Origin of the sequence: Pseudomonas sp. GW460-12-10-14-TSB1 (assembly GCF_017349775.1) — a bacterium.
Taxonomy (GTDB): domain Bacteria; phylum Pseudomonadota; class Gammaproteobacteria; order Pseudomonadales; family Pseudomonadaceae; genus Aquipseudomonas; species Aquipseudomonas piscium.
In genome coordinates this window covers 63,472-87,017 of sequence record NZ_JACNAC010000023.1, presented here as the reverse complement: position 1 = coordinate 87,017, position 23,546 = coordinate 63,472, and the positions used below count along the sequence as shown (strand labels likewise).

Genomic DNA, 23,546 nt, shown 5'->3' with positions numbered 1-23,546 from the left:
GTCGGCTTTGTGGCCGGGTGCGGCTTCTTTCGGCTCGGGCTGTTGGGCGCCGGCTTGTTGCGGGGTTGTCTGCTCAGTTTCGTGCAGGCTTGGGAAGGGGAGATTAGGAATCTCGTGCATGTTCGTTGCTCCTCGCAAGGTCTGTTTTTTAAATCGCTGGGTAGATCCGCGCTTTTAAAAAGCCTGGGCAGGATACAGCACTGGAAATGACAAAAAGATTTTTATCTGGGGTTTTAGGATGAAAGGAGTTTCATCGGGCGGGGGACTTTTAACGGCATCGCGGGCAAGTCGGATCGCCGCTCGCTCGCTCCTACAGAGTCAGGTGACATCCGTAGGAGCGAGGCTTGCCCGCGATAGCTTTTTTCAGTTTTTGCAGACTTCGGCGATGGCTTCGGCCAGCAGGTCCAGGCGGGTGGCGTCGATGCCGGCGACGTTGGCCCGGCCGGAGCTGACCATGTACACGCTGTGCTGGCTACGCAGTTTGCCGACCTGTTCCGGCGTCAGGCCGGTGTAGGAGAACATCCCGCGTTGCACGCCGATGTGGGCGAAGCGTTCGGCCAGGCCGAAGGGTTGCAGCGCTTCCACCAGGCCCGAACGCAACTGGGCGATGCGCAGGCGCATGGCTTCCACTTCGTCGGCCCAGAGGCTTTTCAGCTCCGGGTCGCCGAGGATGGTGGCGACCACCGCGGCGCCGTGATCCGGCGGGGTGGACCACAGGTTACGGGCGATATGGGCCAGCTGGCTGCGCACGTCCACCAGCTTCTCGGCGTCCCGGGTGCAGACGATCAGCGCGCCGGTGCGGTCGCGGTACAGGCCGAAGTTCTTCGAGCAGGAACTGGTGATCAGCAGCTCGGGCAGTTCGGCCGCGAACAGGCGCACCGCCCAGGCATCCTGCTCCAGGCCGTCGCCGAAACCCTGGTAGGCGAAGTCGATCAGCGGCAGCAGGTTTCGGCTGCGCACCACGTCCAGCACCCGATGCCAGTCGTCGTGGCTCAGGTCGAAACCGGTGGGGTTGTGGCAGCAGGCGTGCAGCAGCACCACGTCGCCCTTGGGCACCTGGTTCAGGGTCGCCAGCATGGCCTCGACGTCGAGGCGGTTGTCGCTGTCGACGTAAGGGTAGTGGCTGACCTGGATGCCGGCGGCAGCAAAGATGGTTTCGTGGATCGGCCAGGTCGGGTTGCTCAACCACACGCCACGGCCCGGCAGGCAGTGGGCGATGAAGTCGGCGCTCAGGCGCAGGGCACCGGTGCCGCCTGGGGTCTGGGTGGCGCCGGCGCGTCGTTCGGCGATCAGCTGCGAGTCGGCGCCCAGCACCAGTTCATTGATCACCTTGCCAAAGGCCGCGTCGCCGTGGCCGCCGATGTAGATCTTGGTGGTCTGCCGGTCGACCAGGCGCTGCTCGGCCAGCTTGACCGACCGGGGGATCGGCGTCAGGCCCTGGGAATCCTTGTAGACACCGACGCCGAGGTCGAACTTGCGTGGGTTGCTGTCCGACGCATAGGCCTCCATCAGGCCAAGAATCGGGTCGCCGGGTACTCGGCCTATGGCGTCGAAATGCATTACTTGCGTCCTTCTGCGGTCTTGGCCACTTCGTCGGTGCGAGCGGCCATGATGAAGTCGTTGCGGTGCAGGCCCTTGATGGAGTGGCTCCACCAGGTCACGGTGACCTTGCCCCATTCGGTGAGCAGGCCAGGATGATGACCTTCTGCCTCGGAAATTTCACCCATTGCGTTGGTAAAGGCCAGGGCGAATTTGAAGTTTTTGAACAGGAAGACTTTTTCCAGTTGCATGACGCCATCGCGCACTTCGATGTTCCAGTCGGGGATCTGCTTGATCAGTACCGGCAGTTCTTCGTCGCTGACTTGTGGAGCATCGGCACGGCAGGCTTCGCAATGGGCTTGGTTGAGAGCGGTCATGGTGGGTTCCTGAAATCGATTCTTGTTGGAAATTACGGGTTTTATGAGCGCCGCGCGAGGGCAGGAGGCTCAGGCCGCCTTGGGTTTGGGCGGAAACTTGGGTGCGTGCAGGCCCATCTGCATGCCCTGGTGCACCAGGGCCATGATGTCTTCATGGGCCAGGTCGAACAGGCGCTTGAGGTTGGGCAGCACAAAATAGATAGGTTGCAGGATGTCGATGCGGTACGGGGTACGCATCGCTTCCAGCGGATCAAAGGCCTGGTGTTCAGGCACATCCGACAGGCAGTAGACGGTTTCCTTCGGCGAGGAGAGGATGCCGCCGCCGTAGATGCGCTGGCCTTGCGGGGTGTCCAGCAGGCCGAACTCGATGGTCATCCAGTACAGGCGCGCCAGGTACACCCGTTCTTCCTTGGTGGCCTGCAGGCCGAGCTTGCCGTAGGTGTGGGTGAATTCGGCGAACCAGGGGTTGGTCAGCAGCGGGCAGTGGCCAAAGATCTCGTGGAAGATGTCCGGCTCTTGCAGGTAGTCCAGTTCTTCGCGGGTACGGATAAAGGTCGCGACCGGAAACTGTTTGCTGGCGAGCAATTCGAAGAAGGTCTGGAAGGGGATCAGCGCCGGCACCCGGGCTACCTGCCAGCCGGTGGTCGCGCCCAGCACCTTGTTGATTTCGCCCAGCTGCGGGATGCGGTCGTGGGGCAGGCCGAGTTTCTCTATGCCGTCCAGGTATTCCTGGCACGCACGACCCTCGATCACTTTCAGCTGACGAGTGATCAGGGTGTTCCACACCGCGTGTTCTTCATCGGGGTAGTGGATAAAACCTTGCGCGTCGGGCTCGCGGGCCACGTACTGCGTCTGCTTCATGCTGCTCTCCTGTCAGGGGCTGCGTTCTTGTTATCAGTTGACGCTAGAGATAACTCAAGGTTGCAGCCCATGCAGCAGGTTGACGTGAACGTAATGGGCGGATTTGGAGTGATTTCGTAAAGTTTTCGTTACGAAAGCGCCGCAGGGCCGCTATTACTGAGAATAGTCGATTTGAAAAGACCGGTGACTGTCACATAATCTTGACGATTATCTGCGCCACACTGCAGAAAGTTCGTGCCAGGCGGTGCCAAAAGCGCCGCTTTCTGGCGTTCACGCCCTCCATTACCTGTTCCAGGCCTTCCTTTATGCGTATCAAAGTCCACTGCCAGAATCGCATCGGCATCCTGCGCGACATTCTCAACCTGCTGGTGGAGTACGGCATCAACGTCGCCCGGGGCGAGGTGGGCGGTGAGCATGGCAATGCCATCTACCTGCATTGCCCGAACCTGATCAATCTGCAGTTCCAGGCGCTGCGGCCGAAGTTCGAGTCGATCGCCGGGGTGTTCGGGGTCAAGCGGGTCGGGCTGATGCCCAGCGAGCGGCGGCACATGGAGCTCAATGCCCTGCTCGGGGCGTTGGAGTTCCCGGTGTTGTCCATCGACATGGGCGGTTCCATCGTCGCCGCCAACCGCGCGGCGGCGCAGTTGCTGGGGGTGCGGGTGGACGAGGTGCCGGGGATTCCACTGTCGCGGTATGCCGAGGATTTCGATCTGCCGGAACTGGTGCGGGCCAACAAGTCGCGGATCAACGGCCTGCGGGTCAAGGTCAAGGGTGACGTGTTTCTGGCGGACATCGCGCCGCTGCAATCGGAGCACGACGACAGCGAGGCCATGGCCGGCGCGGTGTTGACCTTGCATCGCGCGGACCGGGTCGGCGAGCGCATCTATAACGTGCGCAAGCAGGAACTGCGCGGCTTCGACAGCATCTTCCAGAGTTCGAAAGTCATGGCCGCGGTGGTGCGCGAAGCGCGGCGCATGGCGCCGCTGGACGCGCCGCTGCTGATCGAAGGCGAAACCGGCACCGGCAAGGAACTGCTGGCGCGGGCCTGCCACCTGGCCAGCCCGCGCGGGCAATCGCCGCTGATGGCGCTCAACTGCGCCGGCCTGCCGGAGTCCATGGCCGAGACCGAGCTGTTCGGCTACGGGCCGGGAGCATTCGAGGGCGCGCGGGCAGAAGGCAAGCTCGGGCTGCTGGAACTGACCGCTGGCGGCACATTGTTCCTCGACGGCGTGGGCGAGATGAGCCCGCGCTTGCAGGTCAAGCTCCTGCGCTTTCTGCAGGACGGCTGCTTCCGTCGGGTCGGCAGCGACGAGGAGGTGTACCTGGACGTGCGGGTGATCTGCGCGACCCAGGTCGACCTGTCCGAACTCTGTGCCCGCGGCGAGTTCCGCCAGGACCTGTATCACCGCCTCAACGTCCTGTCCCTGCATATCCCACCGCTGCGCGAATGCCTCGACGGCCTGACGCCGCTGGTGGAGCACTTCCTCGACCAGGCCAGCCGGCAGATCGGCTGCGCCTTGCCCAGGCTGGCGCCGGCGGCCATGGAGCGCCTCAGCCATTACCACTGGCCGGGCAACGTGCGGCAGCTGGAAAACGTGCTGTTCCAGGCGGTGTCCCTGTGCGACGGCGGCACGGTCAAGGCCGAACACATCCGCCTGCCGGACTACGGCGTGCGCCAACCCCTTGGCGATTTCTCCCTGGAAGGCGGACTCGACGAAATTGTCGGGCGCTTTGAAAAAGCGGTGCTCGAACGCCTGTATTCCGAGCACCCCAGCAGCCGCCAACTGGGCAAGCGCCTGGGCGTGTCGCACACCACCATCGCCAACAAGCTGCGCGAATACGAAGTGGGCAAAGGCAACGGCCCGGAAGAGTAAGCGCGCCAGGGATTGTGTCGGGGGCGAGAGGCGGAGCCTTGCCGTAAGCGGCATATCTGCGCCGGTTTTTCGTCTTTGACACAATTGCCCGATTCCCTTCGACCGCCCTCAAGTTCCCGGATTTCCTGCCTTCGGCCGCCCGAAAAACAAGTTGGTGCGCTTATTGCTTATGGCTCAGCAGTACAGCGGTGGGCGGCAAACGCCCGACAGGCAGAGGAAAGACTGTGGACAAGTACCTTTATGTGGCCATGACCGGTGCCAGCCAGAATGCGCTGGCGCAAAAGGCGCATGCCAACAACCTGGCGAACATCTCCACCAACGGTTTTCAGCGCGACCTGGAGCAGGCGCGTTCGATGCCGGTGTTTGGTGACAGCTTTCCGGCGCGGGCCTTTGCCATGTCCGAGCGTCCGGCTACCGATTTCAGCCCAGGCTCGCTGGTGGAAACCGGTCGCGACCTCGACGTGGCGGTCAGCGGCAATGGCTGGATCGCCGTGCAGACCCCGGATGGCGGTGAAAGCTATGTGCGCACCGGCAGCCTGAATATCGACGCCCTGGGCGTGCTGCGCGCCGGCAACGGCATGCCGGTGATCGGCAACGGCGGCCCGATCGCCGTGCCGCCGGAGCAGCAGGTGGAAGTCGGTCAGGACGGCACCATCAGCATCCGCGCCATGGGCGAAGGCCCACGGGTGATGGCCGAGGTCGACCGCATCAAGCTGGTCAACCCGGACCTGAAGAACATGACCAAGGGTCTGGACGGTTCGATCCATACCAAGGACGGCAAGCCGGCAGCGGCTGACGCCAATGTGCAACTGGTCTCGGGTTTCCTCGAGTCGAGCAACGTCAATGCGGTCGAGGAAATGACCTCGGTGCTGGCGCTCTCCAAGCAGTTCGAACTGCACATCAAGATGATGAATTCCGCCAAAGAAGACGACCAGGCCATGGCTCGGGTCTTGCAGATCAGCTAATTACCAGTACGTCGCGCCGTAAAACAGGCGCACGAGGAGAATCGAATGCTTCCGGCTCTATGGGTTGCCAAAACAGGTCTGTCCGCCCAGGACACTAACCTGACCACCATTTCCAACAACCTGGCGAACGTTTCGACCACGGGTTTCAAACGTGATCGCGCCGAGTTCCAGGACCTGCTGTATCAGATCAAGCGTCAGCCTGGCGCCCAGTCGACCCAGGACAGCGAGCTGCCATCGGGCCTGCAACTGGGTACCGGTGTGCGCATCGTCGGCACCCAGAAGAACTTCACCGCCGGCAGCCTGCAGACCACCGAGCAGCCGCTGGACATGGCCATCAACGGCCGCGGTTTCTTCCAGATCCTGCAACCGGACGGCACCACGTCCTACACCCGTGACGGCACCTTCCACCTGGACTCCAACGGCCAGATCGTCACCGCCAACGGCTTCACCCTGGAACCGGCGATCGTCGTGCCGAACGATGCCCAGACCTTCACCGTGGGCCAGGACGGCACCGTCTCGATCACCACCGCCGGCAACCCGGCCTCGCAAGTGATCGGCAACCTGCAGACCGCCGACTTCATCAACCCGGCCGGCTTGCAGGCGACGGGCAACAACCTGTTCCTGGAAACCGCCGCCAGCGGCGCGCCGCAAGTCGGCACCCCGGGCCTCAACGGTTTCGGCACCACCCTGCAGAACACCCTGGAAACCTCCAATGTCAGCACCGTTGAGGAGATGGTCAACATGATCACCACTCAGCGCGCCTACGAGATGAACTCCAAGGTGATCTCCACCGCCGACCAGATGCTCTCGTTCGTCACGCAGAATCTGTAATCAAGTCCTAGGGGCGGCCCAGCGGCCGCCTGCAGCACCATGAGGTAGGGTCATGAATCGCTTTGTATCTGTTCTCGCACTGAGTGGGTTCGTCGTGCTCGCGGGCTGCGTGGCCCCGCCACCGAAGCCCAATGACCCGTATTACGCTCCGGTGTTGCCACGTACTCCGTTGCCGGCCGCGGCCAACAACGGCTCGATCTACCAGGCCGGCTTCGAGCAGAACCTGTACAGCGACCGCAAGGCGTTCCGCGTGGGCGACATCATCACCATCACCCTCAACGAGCGGACCCAGGCGAGCAAGAACGCCAACTCGCAGATCGACAAGAACAGCAAGACCGGCATCGGCCTGACTTCGTTTTTCGGTGGCGGCCTGAGCACCAATGACCCGATAGGTAGCGGTGACCTGAGCCTCGATGTCGGCTACAGCGGCGACCGGGCCACCAAGGGTGACAGCAAGTCCGGCCAGAGCAACAGCCTGACCGGCTCGATCACCGTGACGGTGGCCGATGTGCTGCCCAACGGCATCATCGCCGTGCGCGGCGAGAAGTGGCTGACCCTCAACACCGGCGACGAGCTGGTGCGGATTGCCGGCCTGGTGCGCGCCGACGATATCGCCACCGACAACACGGTTTCCTCGACCCGCGTCGCCGACGCACGCATCACCTATTCGGGCACTGGTGCCTTTGCCGATGCGAGCCAGCCGGGCTGGTTCGACCGTTTCTTCCTCAGCCCGCTGTTCCCTTTCTAGGTGGCTACGTTGAATTTCAAACGCCTCATGCTGGCCGCGCTGTTGCTCTCGGCGGCCTGCAACGTTCAAGCCGAACGGCTGAAGGACATCGCCAGCATTTCCGGCGTGCGTTCGAACCAGTTGATCGGCTACGGCCTGGTGGTCGGGCTTAACGGCACCGGCGACCAGACGACCCAGACACCCTTCACCCTGCAGACCTTCAACAACATGCTGTCGCAGTTCGGCATCAAGGTGCCGCCTGGTTCCGGCAACGTGCAGCTGAAGAACGTCGCGGCAGTGTCGATCAGCGCCGATCTGCCAGCATTCGCCAAGCCGGGGCAGCAGGTCGATGTCACCGTGTCCTCCATCGGTAACTCCAAGAGCCTGCGTGGCGGCACCTTGCTGCTGACACCGCTCAAGGGTATCGACGGCAACGTCTACGCCATCGCCCAGGGCAACCTGGTGGTGGGCGGTTTCGATGCCGAGGGCCGTGACGGTTCGAAGATCACGGTCAACGTTCCGTCGGCCGGTCGCATCCCTGGCGGTGCGTCGGTGGAGCGCGCGGTGCCGAGCGGTTTCAACCAGGGCAACAGCCTGACCTTGAACCTCAACCGTTCCGACTTCACCACCGCCAAACGCATCGTCGACAAGATCAACGACATGCTTGGCCCGGGCGTGGCCCAGGCCATCGACGGCGGTTCGATTCGCGTCACTGCGCCGCTCGATCCGAGCCAGCGCGTCGATTACCTGTCGATTCTCGAGAACCTGGAAATCGATCCGGGGCAGGCGGTGGCCAAGGTCATCATCAACTCGCGTACCGGCACCATCGTCATCGGCCAGAACGTCAAGGTGTCGCCGGCCGCCGTGACCCACGGCAGCCTCACCGTGACCATCACCGAAGACCCGATCGTCAGCCAGCCAGGCCCGTTGTCCAACGGCGAGACCGCGGTCGTGCCGCGTTCGCGGGTCAACGCCGAACAGGAAGCCAAGCCGATGTTCAAGTTCGGCCCGGGCACCACCCTCGACGAGATCGTGCGTGCGGTGAACCAGGTCGGCGCGGCACCGGGCGACCTGATGGCGATCCTCGAAGCCTTGAAACAGGCCGGCGCGCTGCAAGCCGACCTGATCGTGATTTGAGGTAGGGGCCATGGATATTCGCAAGAGCGGTCTGGTCAGCAGCGGCGATTCGGGTTCCTACTCGGACCTCAACCGGCTTAACCAGCTCAAGGTCGGCGACAAGAACAGCGACGCCAACATGCGCAAGGTGGCGCAGGAGTTCGAGTCGCTGTTTCTCAACGAAATGCTCAAGTCCATGCGCTCGGCCACCGAAGCGCTGGGCAAGGACAACCCGCTCAACACCCCGGCGGCCAAGCAGTACCAGGAAATGTACGACCAGCAGCTGGCGGTTTCCATGTCCCGCGAGGGTGGCGGTATCGGCCTGGCCGATGTGCTGATGCGGCAGATGTCGAAGAACAAATCCACCAACCCGGCTGCGGCGGCGACCTTGCCTGGCGCGCAGGTTGATAAGGTCGTGACGCCAACCGCCATCGCTGCCGGCACCACTGCCCTGGGCGGCCCGTTGTCGCGGGTCAATGGCCAGCGTCCGTTGTGGGCCTCCCGTGCACTGGAACCGCAGCGCGCGGAAGGCAGTGGTACCCACAACGATATGGCGCTGCTCAACCAGCGGCGCATTTCCCTGCCGAGCAAGCTGACCGATCGTTTGCTGGCGGGCATCGTGCCGTCGGCCGACAGTGCCGCGACCAACCGGACGGCCTTGCCGGAGCGCACCACGGCCGCCACCGACGCGCTGGTCAAGAACAGCTCGCGCAGCTTTGCCGCCGTGCCCCACGGACGCATGCAGATCTACGGTCGCGCCGTGGCCCAGCCACCCTTGGCGCCGGCGAAGAAAGCCTTCAGTTCTGCGGACGAATTCGTCGCCACCATGCTGCCGATGGCGCAGCAGGCCGCCGACCGCATCGGTGTCGATCCGCGCTACCTGGTCGCCCAGGCCGCGCTGGAAACCGGCTGGGGCAAATCAGTGATGCGCCAGCAGGACGGCAGCAGCAGCCACAACCTGTTCGGCATCAAGGCCGGCAGCAGTTGGAAGGGCGATCAGGCGCGGGCGATCACCAGCGAATTCAGAAATGGGCAGATGGTCAAGGAGACGGCCGAGTTCCGTTCCTATGCCTCGTATCAGGACAGCTTCCACGACCTGGTGACCTTGTTGCAGAGCAACAATCGCTATCAAGAAGTGCTGAAGGCGGCCGATAACCCCGAACAGTTTGTACGCGAATTGCAAAAGGCCGGGTATGCAACCGACCCGGACTACGCAAGCAAGATTTCGCAGATTGCCAAGCAGATGAAGAGCTACGAGAACTACGCTGCGGCGGGCGCTTCCACGAATTTATAAGGTCTGAATCATGAGTTTGCTCAATATCGGGATGTCGGGGCTGTCAGCCAGCCAAACGTCGTTGATGACCACGGGTAACAACATCGCCAACGCCGATACCGCCGGGTACTCGCGCCAGCAGACCGTGCAGGGCACCAAGGCTTCGAACCAGTACGGCAATGTCTTCATCGGCAGCGGCACCACCCTGGCCGACGTGCGCCGGGTGTACAACAGCTACCTGGACGCCCAACTGCAGACCAAGACCTCGCTGAACAGCGATGCCGCCGCCTACCTGGGGCAGATCACCCCGGTGGACAAGCTGCTGTCGGACAGCGGCACCGGCATTACCGGCGCGCTGACCAAGTTCTTTGCCTCGATGCAGAACGTCAACGCCAAGCCGGCCGACGATGCCTCGCGCCAGTTGCTGCTCAGCGATGCGCAGGCCCTGAGCAACCGCTTCAATTCCGTTTCCAGCCAGTTGAACGAGCAGAACGCCAACATCAACGGCAACCTGAGCAGCATGGCTGACCATGTCACCAAGCTGGCGGCCACCATCGCCCAGCTGAACCAGAGGATTTCCGAAGTCTCCAGTGGCGGCGGCATGCCCAACGACCTGCTCGACGCGCGCAACGAGACGCTGCGCCAGCTGTCGGAGTTCGTCAAGGTGGATGTCTCGACGCGCGGCTCGAGCGTCGACCTGTACCTGGGCAGCGGCCAGCCGCTGGTCGTGGGCAACACCTCCAGCACCCTGGAAGTGGTCGCCGGCAAGACCGACCCGACCCGTTCCTCGCTGCAACTCAATCGCGGCTCGAGCACCATCGATGTGACCTCGGTAGTCACGGGTGGCGAGATCGGCGGCCTGCTGCGCTATCGCAGCGAGGTGCTGGACCCGGCAATGAACGAACTGGGGCGCGTGGCCCTGGTGATCGCCGACCAGGTCAACAGCCAGCTCGGCCAGGGTATCGACAAGAACGGCGAGTTCGGCGCGGCGCTGTTCAACAATATCAACAGTGCGGCCCTGATCAGCCAGCGCAGCATTGCCAACGGCAACAACAGCGCAGGCTCGGGCAACCTCGATGTGACCATCAAGGACACCGGCAAGCTGACCATCAGCGACTACCAGGTGACCTTCACCAGCGCCACCGACTACACCGTCAAGCGCTCCGATGGCACCAGCCTGGGCGCGTTCAGCACCACCACCACGCCGCCACCGGTGATCGACGGTTTCTCCCTGAGCCTCAATGGCGGGGCGATGAGCGCCGGCGACAGCTTCAAGATCACCCCGACCCGCAATGCGGCCACCAGTATCAAGACCGAGCTGACCGACGCCAAGCGCCTGGCCATCGCCGCGCCGCTGAATGCCGAAGTGCTGCCCGGAGCGACCGGTTCGCTGAGCATTCCGGGCCTGCCGACAGTCAAGCCGGCGCTGGACATCTACAACTCGGCCGCCAACGCCGAGATGCAGACCGCGATCAAGAACTCGGTGCCGGTCAAGCTGGTCTTCGACGCCCCTGCGGGCGGTAGCCAGGGCTACAAGTACTACGATGCCAAGGGCACGTTGATGGGCACCGGTTCGATCGTTCCGGGGCAGAACAACACCCTGAACCTGCAGATCAAGATGGTCGATGCCAGTGGCAACCCGATCACCGACGGCGCTACACCGCCGGTGCAGAAAACCTTCACCGTGGAAATGAGCGTCGCCGGTTCGCCGAAGGACGGCGAAGGGCTGAACGTCAAGTTCAACGGCGCCGGTTCCACCGACAACCGCAACGGCACTGCGCTGGCGGGGCTGCAGACCAAGCAGACCGTGGATACCGGTTCGGCCAGCAAGGGCATCACCCTGGTCGACGCCTACGGCAAGCTGGTGGAGAACGTCGGTGCCAAGGCCAACCAGGGCAAGCTCGACGGCGCGGCCACCGAGGCGATCCTGGCCAATGCCAAGAGCTCGCGGGATTCGTTGTCCGGGGTCGACCTGGATGAAGAGACCGGCAACCTGGTCAAGTACCAGCAGTACTACACCGCGTCCTCGCAGATCATCAAGGCGGCGCAGGAAACCTTCGCCACCCTGATCAACAGCCTTTAAGGAGTCGTAGTCCATGCGTATTTCCACCGCCCAGTTTTACGAATCCTCGGCTGCCAATTACCAGAAGAACTTCGCCAATGCGATCAAGAGCAGCGAAGAGGCCAGCAGCCTGGTTCGCGTCAACACCGCGGCCGACGATCCGGTAGGCGCCTCGCGCCTGCTGCAACTCGGCCAGCAGGCTTCGCTGTTGAGCCAGTACTCGGCCAACACCACCTCGATCAAGGCGTCCCTGGGCCAGGCCGAATCGGTGCTGACCAGCATCACCAACGTTCTGGCGCGTGCCCAGGAACTGGCGAGCGGGGCCGGCAACGCTGGTTTCACCGACGACGACCGCAAGGCCAACGCCGCCGAACTGGCACAGATCGAAGAGCAGTTGTTGAGCCTGATGAACACCCAGGACGAAAACGGCAAGTACATCTTTGCCGGTTCCCAGGGCGACACCGTGCCGTTCACCCGCAACTCCGACGGCACCTACAGCTACAACGGCGACCAGACCACGCTGAACCTGCCGGTGGGCGACACCATGTCCATGGCCACCAACACCACCGGCTGGGCCGCCTTCCAGCAAGCCATCAACACCAGCCGCAGCCAGGTCAGCATGACCGCCCCGACGGTGGATGACGGCCGGGTGACGCTGTCCAACGGCCAGGTGTCTTCGAATCCGAAGTACAACAGTGAGTTCCGCAGCGGCGAGCCGTACACCATCAGCTTCCTCAGCAGCACCCAGTTCAAGATCACCGACAGCGCCGGCAACGACGTGACGTCCGAGGCCAGCCAGAATGGCACCTTCAGCTCCAGCAAGGGTGCAGAGGCACAGACCGTCAGTTTCCGTGGCGTCGATCTGCGCCTGAGCATCAACCTGAAACCCGGCGATGCCACCCCCCCGAACACGGAGATCGCCGGTCACAGTTTCACCCTGGCGGCCAAGCCCGATTCCTTCAACGTCTCGCGCAGCCCGGGCAACCCGTCGACCGCGGTGGTGACCGGTGCCAGCGTCAGCAACACCAACGCCTACAACGCCAGCTTCCCGAGCGGTGGTGCGATCATCAAGTTCACCAGCGCCACCAACTACGAGCTGTACGCGTCGCCGTTGACCGCCGACAGCAAGCCGGTTTCCACCGGCACCATGGCCGGCTCCACCGCCACCGCATCTGGCGTGAATTTCACCTTCAGCGGTGCACCGGCGGCGGGCGACCAGTATGTGGTAGCGGTGAACAATCACCAGACCCAGAACGTCCTCGACACCATCAGCCAACTGCGTACGGTGTTGAATACACCGACCAACGGTGATCCGATCGCCATCCAGAAACTCAACGCCGGGTTGCAGGCGGGGATGGCCAACCTGGCCAGCGGCGCCAACCAGGTGGCGAGCGCGGTCAGCGACATCGGTGGTCGGGGTTCGGCGCTGGAGATCCAGAACGAAACCAACATGAGCCTGAGTTCGGCCAACACCCAGACCCAGTCGGCGATCCGCGATTCCGACCCGGCCGAGGTGATGACTCGCCTGACCCTGCAACAGACCATGCTGCAAGCCTCGCAACTGGCCTTCAGCAAGATTGCCCAGCTGGGCCTGTTCAACAAGGTCTGAGCCTGAGCCGGTCGCGCTCCTGTGAGCGCGGCCGCACCGCCGAGCCGTCAGCCGTCTTCATTAAGCGGTTCCGGGGTCCGCCTGATCAGGTCGGGCCCACCGCTCGAGAGTTTCCCGCCGTGAATCAACACCCTCTAGTCAGCATCGTCATCCCTGCCTTCAATCCGCGCTTCTTCAACCAGGCCTTCGAGAGTGCGCTGGCCCAGACCTGGGAGCGGATCGAAATCGTCATCTGCGACGACTCGGCCGGCGATGAGATCCGGCAGGCGGTGGACGCCATCGTCGAGCCGCCCCATCCGGTGCGTTATCTGCGCAACCCGCAACGCCTGGGTCTGCAGAAGAACCTGCTGCGCTGTGTCGAAGAGGCGCGGGGCGAGCTGATCAAGATCCTCTGCGACGATGACCGCCTGTTCGCCCCGAGCATTGCCATGCAGGCGCAGGTGCTGGTCGACCACCCCGAGATCAATCTGGTTTGCGCGCTGCGCATGATGAGCGATGCCGGCAATTTCATTCTGCCGCCGCGGGTCGAGAACGCCCGGTTGTCGCCGAACGATGCGATGCTCAAGGGCGATGACATGCTGGCGATCCTCGAGAGCACGCCACGCAACTTCCTTGGCAATTTCAGTTCGACCCTGATGCGTCGCGCCGACGTACTGGAGCTGTTGCCGGCCCTGACCCAGGAGGGTGCGGGTTTCCTCGCGCTGCTGGATCTGGCGTTGTTCGTATGCCTGATGCGGCGTGGCAACCTGGCGCTGATCAATACCGTGCTGAGCACCGAGCGCCTGTATCCGGAACGCTTGAGCAAGCAGCCGGAAATGCAGCGGGCAGCGAAGCTTGAGTGGGACTGGCTGGCGCAAATGCTCGCCGCGCGCAGCGGCGAATCGGCCCCGGCCTCGGGCTGGGTACGTTGCGTGGACCTGGCGAAAATGACGGAGCCGGGCTGGCAGTGGGACGAGCTGTGCGTGACCCGGGTGCTCGGCAACCGCAACACCGTGGTCAGTGGCCGGGTCGGTGGCGAGAGCGAAAGTTACGCCGACTTCTACCAGGAGTGGCTGGCGATCCGGTGTTTTACCGAGACCGAGAAGCGCCATCTGCCACAACGCATCGCCAGCTGGCCGGTGCGGCCGCAGATCGTACCCGTCGTGATCGATGTGGATGCCGATGCTGTGGCCCTGGAGTCGACCTTGCAGAGCCTGGCGCAGCAGTTGTATGCGCCGCAGGCAATCCTGGTCCTGTCCAATGCCGAGTGTGCGGAACACGAGCGCGTGCTGCAACTGCCGCTGGAAGCGCAGTGGCCGCAGCAGCTCAATGCCCTGGTGCCGCAGCTGGAAGGTTGCCACTGGTTTTACCTGCTGCGCGCCGGCGACCTCCTCAAGCAATCGGCGCTGCTGATCCTCGCCGAGCGCATTGCCGCGACGCCGGGCGCGCTGTGCGTCTACAGCGACGAAGGCGCACGGGTCGAGGGCGAGTCCATCGATCCGGTGTTCAAGCCCGACTTCAACCTGGACCTGATGCGCGGTTACCCCTATGTCGGCCGGACGCTGGCATTCGAGCGCCAGCGCTTTCTGGCCCTGGGCGGATTCGATCCGGCTTTCGGCGAGCTGGCCCCTCATGACGTGCTGTGGCGCCTGGTGGAAGAAGCGGGGCCGCAGACCATCGAACACATTGCCGAGATCCAGCTCGAGAGCCCGTTCAATTTCGCCGACTGGCTGTCGCTGCCCGAGGTGATCGAGGGCAACGCCGGACTGGTCGGTGCGCATCTGGACAGAATCGGCGTGGAGCACCGCATCAGCCACGACGAACTGCCGCTGCTCAACCACATCGACTACCTGTTCCCGCAGCGGCCGCTGGTGTCGATCATCATCCCGGCGGGTGATTCGCTGGCGGCCTTGCAGCGCTGCACCGAGAGCCTGATCGAAAAAACCGCCTACAGCCATTACGAGATCCTGATCGTCGACAGTGGCAGCCGCGACCCGGCCATGGCCGGCTGGCTGGAGGCCATGGCGCAGCTGGGTGCCGATATGTTGCGGGTGTTGCCGTTTACCGGCAGCGCTAGCGATGCGGCACTGCGCAATTACGCAGCGCGACAGGCGCGCGGCGAGTACTTGCTGTTGCTCAGCGCCAATGCCCTGATCTGCTCCGGCGACTGGCTGGACGAGCTGCTCAATCACGCGCAGCGGCCGGAAGTGGGTGTGGTCGGCGCGCGCATGCTCGGCCTGGATGGCTCGATCGTGCATGCCGGACTGATCCTCGGCCTGGCCGGCGCCGCCAGCTCGCCATTCTACGGCGAGGCCGCCAGTGCCCGCGGTTACATGCAGCGCTTGCAGGTGCCGCAGAGCTGGAGCGCAGTCAGCGGCGATTGCCTGATGGTGCGCAAGGAAGTCTTCGACAGTGCCGGCCAGCTGGATGAGGTCAACTATTCCCAGGGGCTGAGTGATGTCGACCTGTGCCTGCGGATCAAGCGTGATGGTTACCTGGTGGTCTGGACGCCCTATGCCAGCGTGGTGCTTGTGCCCGCCGAAAAGGTAGCGCAGGAGCCCGAAGAACAGGCAATACGGGAGCGTGAACACGACACTTTCTACCGCAGCTGGATGCCCCAGGTCGCCCGCGATCCGGCCTACAACCCGGCCCTGAGCCTGGGATACTCCAGCTTCAGCCTGGAAGTGGGGTTGCGCAATAACTGGAACCCGTTCTCGACCCGCGCCTTGCCGCTGGTGCTCGGCTTGCCGGTGAACAGCTCGGCGGTGGGCCATTACCGGGTGACCGCGCCTATGACGGCGCTGGAAGAGGAAGGGCGGCTGATCGGCCGGTTCGCCTACGAGTCTCCTTCGAGTGTGGAAATCGAGCGCCTGTCCCCCGATTCGATCATCCTCCAGTGCCGCTACAGCGACGGCGCGGTGAGCGACATCCTGCGCATGAAGAAGTATTCCAGTGCGCTGCGGGTCTTCGAGCTCGACGACTATGTGGTCAGTGCGCCGAAGAAAAATACCCATGCGCGCAATCAGCCGCTGAATACCGAAGAAATGCTGCGCCAGGGCATCGCCCTGTGCGACCGGGTGGTGGTTACCACGCAGCCCTTGGCCGATGCGCTGTCGAGCATGCACAGCGACATCCGGATCGTGCCGAACATGCTGCCGGTCGATCCCTGGGGCAGCCTGACCTGCCGTCGCGGTACTTCGAGCAAGCCACGGGTGGGCTGGGGCGGCGGCACCAGCCACACTGGCGACCTGGAGATCATCGCCGACGTGGTGCGCGAGCTGGCCAATGAAGTCGAGTGGGTGTTCTTCGGCATGTGCCCGGACGAACTGCGGCCCTACGTGCACGAATTCCACTCCACCATCAGCCTGCAGGCGTATCCGTTCAAACTGGCCAGCCTCAACCTCGACCTGGCCCTGGCGCCGCTGGAGTTCCACATCTTCAACGACTGCAAGAGCAACCTGCGTCTGCTGGAATACGGCGCCTGCGGTTACCCGGTGATCTGTACCGACACCGAGGCCTACCGCGGTTACCTGCCCTGTACCAAGGTCGTGAGTAACAGTACCCAGGAATGGATCGAGGCGATCCGCATGCACCTGGCCGATCCCGAGGCCAGCTACCGCATGGGCGATGCGCTGCGCGAAGAAGTCCTGCGCGACTACATGCTGCGGGGCAACAACCTGAATCTGTGGATGCAGGGGTGGTTGCCGGATTGATAGGGCGGGGGAACACAACAAGCTAGGCCTGGACGCCTGGCTTTTTTATGGCGGCGATCCAGGGGCAGGTTTCTCCGCTCAAGGCGACCCTCGTCGTGCTGTTCCACTGCCCCAAGGCCATGGGCCCGGGACCCAGGAGCTGGCGCGTTTCCTGCAAGCCCCCCTCGATATCGCCATAAAATGAGCGTTTCCGCAGACCCGCGAGACGCCGTCAACGGCACAAGGTTTTATCCAGAAGGCCCGCAAAAGCTCGGTACAGCTTGGCAGAGCCCTGTGACGAACAAGAGGGGAGACGATGAAGGCAGTTATTTTGGCGGGTGGCCTGGGCACGCGCATCAGCGAGGAGTCCCATCTCAAGCCCAAGCCGATGATCGAGATTGGTGGCAAGCCAATTCTCTGGCACATCATGAAGCAGTACTCCGCCCACGGCATTCACGACTTCGTGATCTGCCTGGGCTACAAGGGGTACGCGATCAAGGACTTCTTCGCTAACTACTTCCTGCACACCTCCGACGTCACCTTCGACATGCGGGAAAATCGCATGGACGTTCACCAGAACTACAGCGAGCCCTGGCGCGTGACCCTGATCGACACTGGTGAGGAAACCATGACCGGCGGCCGTCTGCGCCGGGCCGGCCGCTATCTGCAGGATGAAGAAGCCTTCTGCTTCACCTACGGCGACGGCGTGTCCGACCTGAATATCGGCGCCCTGGTGGACTTCCACCGGGCCCACGGCAAGCACGCGACCGTCACCGCGGTGCAGCCGCCGGGCCGTTACGGCGCCCTGGAGCGCGACGGCGACAGCGTCCTGGGCTTTACCGAAAAGCCCCGCGGTGACGGTGGCTGGATCAATGGCGGGTTCTTCGTGCTGTCGCCCAAGGTGTTGCCGCTGGTGGCCGCCGACGACACGGTGTGGGAAGCCGAGCCGCTGAGCACCCTGGCCCGGCAAGGCCAGTTGCACGCCTTCCAGCACGACGGCTTCTGGCATCCGATGGACACCCTGCGTGACAAGAACCACCTGGAGCAGCTCTGGCAGAGTGGGGAGGCCCCATGGAAGCAATGGGACTGAGCCCGCAATTCTGGCGCGGCAAGCGGGTCCTGCTGACCGGTCACACCGGTTTCAAGGGCAGCTGGCTGACCCTGTGGCTGCAAAGCCTGGGGGCCGAAGTCAGCGGTTTCTCCCTGGACCCTGCGACCGAGCCGAGCCTGTTCGAGCTGGCGCGGGTCGCCGAGGGTATCAACGACCAGCGTGGCGACCTGCGGGATCTTGGCGCCTTGCTGGAACTGATCACCGAGACGCAGCCGGAAATCGTCCTGCACCTGGCGGCGCAGCCGCTGGTGCGCGAGGGCTATCGCGACCCGCTGGGTACTTACTCCAGCAACGTGATGGGCACCCTGAACCTGCTGGAAGCGATCCGTCAGGTCGGCGGCGTGCGTGCCTGTGTGCTGGTGACCACCGACAAGGTCTACGCCAACCAGGAATGGCTGTGGCCCTACCGTGAAAACGAAGCCCTGGGCGGGCATGATCCCTACAGCAGCAGCAAGGCGTGCTGCGAGTTGCTGGCGCAGTCCTATGCCGCGTCGTTCTTCCCGGCCGACAAGTACGCCGAGCACGGCCTGGCCCTGGCCACGGCGCGCGCCGGCAACGTGCTGGGCGGCGGCGACTTTGCCCCGGAACGGCTGATTCCCGATGTGCTCAAGGCCTGGTCGGCCGACGAGCCGGTGACCCTGCGTTACCCGCAGGCGGTGCGCCCATGGCAGCACGCCCTGGAGCCCCTGGCCGGCTACCTGCAACTGGCCGCCGGGCTCTACGAACAGGGGCCGCAGTTCGCCGGAGCCTGGAACTTCGGGCCGAGCGAAGCGGACATGTGCAGCGTCGGCGAAGTGGTCGAGTTGCTGGCCGCGCGCTGGCCGGCAGCCCCCGGGTTGCGCATCGAGCCGAGCGAGCTGCACGAGGCCGGCCTGTTGCGCCTGGACAGCAGCCGCGCACGCCAGCTGCTGGCCTGGCAACCGCGCTGGTCGCTGCAGCAATGCCTGGCGCAGACCCTGGACTGGCACCTGGCCTGGCAGCGTGGCGACGACATGCGCGCCGTGACCCTGGACCAACTGAACCTCTATCGGGGGGCGCTGTGAGCGAGTTCCTGTTGCACGCCTTGCCGCTGGACGGCCTGTTCAGCGTCCAGCACAAACGCTTCGAAGATCAGCGCGGACACTTCGCCCGGTTGTTCTGCGAAGGCAGCCTGAGTGCATTCGGCAGCGAGTTTCATATCCGCCAGATCAACCATTCCTGCACCCGCGAGAAGGGCAGTGTGCGCGGCCTGCATTACCAGAACGGCAACGCGCCGGAAGCCAAGCTGATTACCTGCCTGCGCGGCGAGGTATGGGATGTGGCGGTGGATCTGCGTCCGGATTCCGAGACCTTTCTGCACTGGCACGCCGAGCACTTGAAGGCCGGCGATGGCCGCAGCCTGCTGATCCCGGCCGGATTCGCCCACGGTTTCCAGACCCTCACCGACGACGCCGAGCTGCTCTACCTGCACAGCGCCGATTACACACCGGAGCACGAGGGCGGTTTGTCGGTGAAGGATCCACGGCTGGCGATTGCCTGGCCGTTGCCTGTCAATAATCTGTCGGCCCGGGATTCCAGCCATCCCGCGCTCGATCAACACTTTGCTGGAGTGCGTCTATGAACTGCCGTGGGTGCGCCGCACCGCTGAGCCTGCCGCTGATCGACCTCGGCACCTCGCCACCGTCCAACGCCTATGTGCATGCCGAGCGTCTTGAACAGGCCGAGCAGTGGGTGCCGCTGAAGGTCGCCGTGTGCCAGCAGTGCTGGCTGGTGCAGACCGAGGATTACACCAGCGCCGAAAGCCTGTTCGACGCCGAGTACGCCTACTTCAGTTCGTTCTCCAGCACTTGGCTGGCCCACGCCGAGCGCTATGTGGCCGAGATGGTCGAGCGCTTTGGCTTGACGGTCGACAGCCGGGTGGTGGAAGTCGCGGCCAACGACGGTTACCTGTTGCAGTACGTGGCCAAGCGCGGGATCAAATGCCTGGGCGTCGAACCGACCCACAGCACTGCGCAAGCGGCACGGGAAAAGGGCCTGGAGATTCGCGAGCTGTTCTTCGGCCGTGAGACCGCGCGGCAGCTGCGGGAAGAGGGCTGGGCGGCGGACCTGATGGCGGCCAACAATGTGCTGGCCCATGTGCCGGACATCAACGATTTCCTCGGCGGTTTCGCGACGCTGCTCAAGCCGACCGGCGTGGCCACCTTCGAATTCCCGCAGCTGCTGACGCTGATGGCCGGCGCGCAGTTCGACACGCTCTATCACGAACACTATTCCTATCTGTCCCTGACCGCCGTGCAGGCACTGTGCGAGCGCAACGGTCTGGAGGTCTTCGACGTCAGCCAGCTGACCACCCATGGCGGTTCGCTGCGGGTTTTCGTCCAGCGCAAGGACGGCGAACGCCGCGCCGTGCAACCGGCGGTGCAGCAGCAGTTGCAAACCGAGTTCGACGCGGGCGTGAAGACCCCCAAGTTCTACGCCACGCTGGCACCCGCTGCGGAACGCATCAAGCATGACCTGTTGCGCTTCCTGCTCCAGGCCAAGGCCGAAGGCAAGCGCGTGGTGGGCTATGGCGCCGCGGCCAAGGGCAACACCTTGCTCAATTACGCCGGGGTCAAGCCGGACCTGCTGGCCTGGGTCGCCGACGCCAGCCCGCACAAGCAAGGCAAGTTCCTGCCCGGCAGCCGGATTCCGGTGGTCGCGCCAGAGCGTATCGACAGCGAGCGCCCGGACTATGTGCTGGTGCTGCCGTGGAACCTGCTGTCGGAAGTCAGCGAGCAGCTGGCTCACGTTCGGCAGTGGGGCGGGCGCTTCGTGATCGCCGTGCCCGAGTTGAAGCTGCTGTGAGTGGCTTGAAGGTACTGGTCACCGGGGCCAGCGGGTTTGTCGGTCGGCATCTGGTCGCCGCCTTGCTGGCCCGTGGCTGCCAGGTGCGGGCGTTGGCCCGTGACCGGCAAAAACTCGCCGCCATGCCCTGGGCCGGAGCGGTGGAGCAGGTGGTCGCGGACGTGCATGCCGCCGACACCGATATCGCCTCCCTGGTCGACGGCGTCGACGCCCTGGCGCACCTGGCCTGGCCTGGCCTGCCGAACTACAAGGCGCTGTTCCATTTCGAGCACAACCTGATGGCCGACTACCGGTTCATCAAGGGCGCGGTCGGGGCAGGCGTGCCCCAGGTCATGATCACCGGTACCTGTTTCGAATACGGTATGCAGAGCGGTCCGCTCGACGAGCAGACGCCGGCGCAGCCGAGCAATCCCTACGGGCTGGCCAAGCACAGCCTGCGGCTGTTCCTGGAGAGCCTGCAACAGCAGGTGCCTTTCACCCTGCAATGGGCGCGGCTGTTCTACCTGCACGGCGCCGGGCAGAACCCCAACAGCCTGCTGGCCGCCCTAGACCGGGCGATCGATGCCGGCGATGCGGTGTTCGACATGTCCGCCGGCGAACAGCTGCGCGATTACCTGGCCATCGAGGACGCCGCCGCCAGCCTTGCGGCGCTGCTGCAACGGCGGGAATTTTCCGGGGTGGTCAACTGTTCCAGCGGCCAGCCGATATCGGTTCGCGCGCTGGTCGAGCAGCGAGTGCGCGAGCGCGGCTCGATGATCCGCCTGAACCTGGGGCATTACCCCTATCCCGCCCATGAACCCATGGCGTTCTGGGGGGCGAACGAGCGCCTGCAACAACTATTGGGAGCAGAACATGGGGCATGAGTTGTATCGGGTCATGGACCTGCCGGTGCTGCAGAACCGCACCTTCGCCGATGCGCACAGCGCCAGGGCCTCGGCCTGTGCCGACATGGTGCTGGTGCAGGACGAGAAGAGCGGCCTGATCTTCAACCAGGCCTTCGATCCCGACAAGCTGAGCTACGACAGCGACTACCAGAACGAGCAGGCCCACTCGGCGCAGTTCCAGCGTCACCTGCAGGATGTCGAGGGCATCATCGCCCGGCATTTCAAGGACCGCGAGCTGATCGAGGTTGGTTGCGGCAAGGGCTATTTCCTCGAACTGCTGCGCGAGCGGGGCTACCGCATCACCGGCATCGACCCGGCCTACGAGGGCGATAACGCCGATGTGATCAAGGCGCCTTTTACCCGTGGCCTGGGCCTGTCGGCCGATGCCGTGGTATTGCGCCATGTGCTGGAACATATCGCCGACCCGCGGGCGTTCCTGGCGGAGATGGCCGAGGCCAACCAGGGTGGGCAGATCTACATCGAAGTGCCGTGCTTCGACTGGATCGTCGAGCATCGCGCCTGGTTCGATGTGTTCTACGAGCATGTGAACTACTTCCGCCTGGATGACCTGCGGCGGATGTTCGGCACCGTGCATGAAGCCGGCCACCTGTTCGGCGGCCAGTACCTGTATGTGGTGGCCGACCTCGGCACCCTGCGCGAGCCGGGCGAGACACCGGTCGCGCGCCTGGAAATGCCGCTGGATTTCACCGCCAGCATCGAGCGCGCCAAGCAGATCATCCAGGCGCAGCCCGAGGCGGGCTCGGCGATCTGGGGAGCGTCGTCCAAGGGCGTGATCTATTCGCTGTTCCTGCAGCGCGCGGGCGTTTCGGTGGACCAGGTGGTGGATATCAATCCGGCCAAGCAGGGCCGTTATCTGCCCCTGAGCGGCGCCCGTGTGTCGTCCCCCGAAGAGGTCATGGCGAGCTTGCCCGAGGGCGCCAACCTGTTCGTGATGAACTCCAACTATCTCGACGAAATCAAGCGCATGACCGATGGGCGTTATGTCTATCACGCGGTCGACAGCGCTTCGTTCAAATGACGTTTATTGAGACCCGACCATGACCGACAACAGCATCATCCAAGCCTTCGAAGCCGAGTGCCAGGAACAGGTCCGCGCCCAGGGCGAAGACCAGAAACTCAAGGGCCTGGCGCGCGACTTCTTCAACGAGTCCGCCGGCCACAAGTACAGCTATCACTTCTCCTGGATGGGCCGCCCGATCATCCAGTTGCCCCAGGACATGATGGCCATGCAGGAGATCATCTGGCGGGTCAAGCCGGACCTGGTGATCGAATGCGGCATCGCCCACGGCGGCTCGATCATCTACTACGCCTCGCTGCTCGAACTGCAGGGCCACGGCGAAGTGCTGGGCATCGACCTGGATATCCGCGCCCATAACCGCGAAGCCATCGAAAGCCATCCGATGAGCAAGCGCATCAAGATGATCGAAGGTTCGAGCATCGATCCGGCGATTGCCGAGCAGGTGCGTGCCGCGGCCGCGGGCAAGAAGGTCATCCTGGTCCTGGACTCCAACCACACCCACGAGCACGTGCTCGAAGAACTGCGCCTGTATGCGCCGCTGGTGTCGGTGGACAGCTACTGCGTAGTGATGGACACCGTGGTCGAGGACATGCCGGCGGACTTCTTCCCGGACCGTCCATGGGGCCCAGGCGACAACCCGAAAACCGCGGTCTGGGCCTACCTGGAAGAGAACCGCGACTTCGAGATCGACTACCAGATGCAGAACAAGCTGCTGATCACCGTGGCGCCGGATGGGTATCTGCGTCGCGTTCGTTGAATTCAATGGTTTGCAGGTAACAGCACT

The 23,546-nt window shown here is 63.8% G+C and carries 19 protein-coding genes; 16 read left to right on the top strand and 3 right to left on the bottom strand.

Annotated elements, in window-relative coordinates; all coding sequences use genetic code 11:
* Window positions 1-363: 363 nt before the first annotated feature.
* The 3 genes from J4D52_RS15645 to phhA all read right to left on the bottom strand — a co-directional run bounded on the left by J4D52_RS15645 (window position 364) and on the right by phhA (window position 2,777).
* Window positions 364-1,560, bottom strand: a complete 1,197-nt coding sequence (locus J4D52_RS15645) for an amino acid aminotransferase (RefSeq protein ID WP_102676205.1) — start codon at window positions 1,558-1,560, stop codon at window positions 364-366.
* The gene (locus J4D52_RS15640; protein ID WP_007930096.1) at window positions 1,560-1,916 is read right to left on the bottom strand and encodes a 4a-hydroxytetrahydrobiopterin dehydratase; all 357 of its coding nucleotides are present in this window, start codon (window positions 1,914-1,916) and stop codon (window positions 1,560-1,562) included. Before J4D52_RS15640 ends, J4D52_RS15645 begins: the two co-directional genes overlap by 1 nt.
* A 69-nt stretch (window positions 1,917-1,985) precedes the next feature.
* Window positions 1,986-2,777 carry a phenylalanine 4-monooxygenase gene (gene phhA / locus J4D52_RS15635; protein WP_007930098.1) on the bottom strand — a complete coding sequence of 264 codons (792 nt, stop codon included), beginning with the start codon at window positions 2,775-2,777 and terminating at the stop codon, window positions 1,986-1,988.
* Between the two features lie 305 nt (window positions 2,778-3,082).
* On the opposite strand from phhA, the gene J4D52_RS15630 reads away from it, so the two are divergent.
* From J4D52_RS15630 to J4D52_RS15555, 16 genes are all read left to right on the top strand, one after another.
* Window positions 3,083-4,651, top strand: coding sequence for a sigma-54-dependent transcriptional regulator (locus J4D52_RS15630; RefSeq protein WP_063428972.1), 1,569 nt, complete (start codon window positions 3,083-3,085; stop codon window positions 4,649-4,651).
* 224 nt (window positions 4,652-4,875) lie between these two features.
* Complete coding sequence (locus J4D52_RS15625; protein WP_025805166.1) at window positions 4,876-5,616, top strand: flagellar basal body rod protein FlgF; 741 nt, start codon at window positions 4,876-4,878, stop codon at window positions 5,614-5,616.
* A gap of 45 nt (window positions 5,617-5,661) precedes the next feature.
* Window positions 5,662-6,447: a flagellar basal-body rod protein FlgG gene (gene flgG / locus J4D52_RS15620; protein WP_025805167.1), complete on the top strand. Its 786-nt coding sequence runs from the start codon at window positions 5,662-5,664 to the stop codon at window positions 6,445-6,447.
* Window positions 6,448-6,499: 52 nt separating this feature from the next.
* Window positions 6,500-7,195 (top strand): flagellar basal body L-ring protein FlgH, encoded by a 696-nt coding sequence (gene flgH, locus J4D52_RS15615; RefSeq protein WP_009047673.1) that lies wholly within the window; start codon window positions 6,500-6,502, stop codon window positions 7,193-7,195.
* Window positions 7,196-7,222: 27 nt separating this feature from the next.
* On the top strand, window positions 7,223-8,311 hold the full coding sequence (locus J4D52_RS15610) for a flagellar basal body P-ring protein FlgI (RefSeq protein ID WP_036997829.1): 1,089 nt from the start codon (window positions 7,223-7,225) through the stop codon (window positions 8,309-8,311).
* Between the two features lie 10 nt (window positions 8,312-8,321).
* The gene (flgJ, locus tag J4D52_RS15605; RefSeq protein WP_063428973.1) at window positions 8,322-9,584 is read left to right on the top strand and encodes a flagellar assembly peptidoglycan hydrolase FlgJ; all 1,263 of its coding nucleotides are present in this window, start codon (window positions 8,322-8,324) and stop codon (window positions 9,582-9,584) included.
* Window positions 9,585-9,594: 10 nt separating this feature from the next.
* The gene (flgK, locus tag J4D52_RS15600) at window positions 9,595-11,646 is read left to right on the top strand and encodes a flagellar hook-associated protein FlgK (protein WP_102676206.1); all 2,052 of its coding nucleotides are present in this window, start codon (window positions 9,595-9,597) and stop codon (window positions 11,644-11,646) included.
* A 13-nt stretch (window positions 11,647-11,659) separates the two neighbouring features.
* Complete coding sequence (locus tag J4D52_RS15595) at window positions 11,660-13,234, top strand: flagellar hook-associated protein 3 (protein ID WP_102676207.1); 1,575 nt, start codon at window positions 11,660-11,662, stop codon at window positions 13,232-13,234.
* A gap of 119 nt (window positions 13,235-13,353) precedes the next feature.
* Entirely contained in the window at window positions 13,354-16,926 is a 3,573-nt protein-coding gene (locus J4D52_RS15590) for a glycosyltransferase (protein ID WP_063428978.1), read from the top strand.
* Between the two features lie 295 nt (window positions 16,927-17,221).
* Window positions 17,222-17,995: a glucose-1-phosphate cytidylyltransferase gene (gene rfbF / locus J4D52_RS15585; RefSeq protein ID WP_063428980.1), complete on the top strand. Its 774-nt coding sequence runs from the start codon at window positions 17,222-17,224 to the stop codon at window positions 17,993-17,995.
* On the top strand, window positions 17,977-19,059 hold the full coding sequence (gene rfbG, locus J4D52_RS15580) for a CDP-glucose 4,6-dehydratase (protein WP_063428982.1): 1,083 nt from the start codon (window positions 17,977-17,979) through the stop codon (window positions 19,057-19,059). Before rfbF ends, rfbG begins: the two co-directional genes overlap by 19 nt.
* Entirely contained in the window at window positions 19,056-19,616 is a 561-nt protein-coding gene (locus tag J4D52_RS15575) for a dTDP-4-dehydrorhamnose 3,5-epimerase family protein (protein ID WP_102676208.1), read from the top strand. Before rfbG ends, J4D52_RS15575 begins: the two co-directional genes overlap by 4 nt.
* A complete protein-coding gene (locus tag J4D52_RS15570) occupies window positions 19,613-20,839 on the top strand; it encodes a class I SAM-dependent methyltransferase (RefSeq protein WP_102676209.1) in 1,227 nt (408 codons plus the stop codon). Before J4D52_RS15575 ends, J4D52_RS15570 begins: the two co-directional genes overlap by 4 nt.
* 5 nt (window positions 20,840-20,844) lie before the next feature.
* Window positions 20,845-21,702 carry an NAD(P)-dependent oxidoreductase gene (locus J4D52_RS15565; RefSeq protein WP_173678525.1) on the top strand — a complete coding sequence of 286 codons (858 nt, stop codon included), beginning with the start codon at window positions 20,845-20,847 and terminating at the stop codon, window positions 21,700-21,702.
* A complete protein-coding gene (locus J4D52_RS15560) occupies window positions 21,692-22,762 on the top strand; it encodes a class I SAM-dependent methyltransferase (protein ID WP_063428990.1) in 1,071 nt (356 codons plus the stop codon). The genes J4D52_RS15565 and J4D52_RS15560 overlap by 11 nt, the downstream gene beginning before the upstream one ends.
* A gap of 19 nt (window positions 22,763-22,781) precedes the next feature.
* Window positions 22,782-23,519 carry a cephalosporin hydroxylase family protein gene (locus J4D52_RS15555; protein WP_025805179.1) on the top strand — a complete coding sequence of 246 codons (738 nt, stop codon included), beginning with the start codon at window positions 22,782-22,784 and terminating at the stop codon, window positions 23,517-23,519.
* Window positions 23,520-23,546 lie beyond the last annotated feature (27 nt).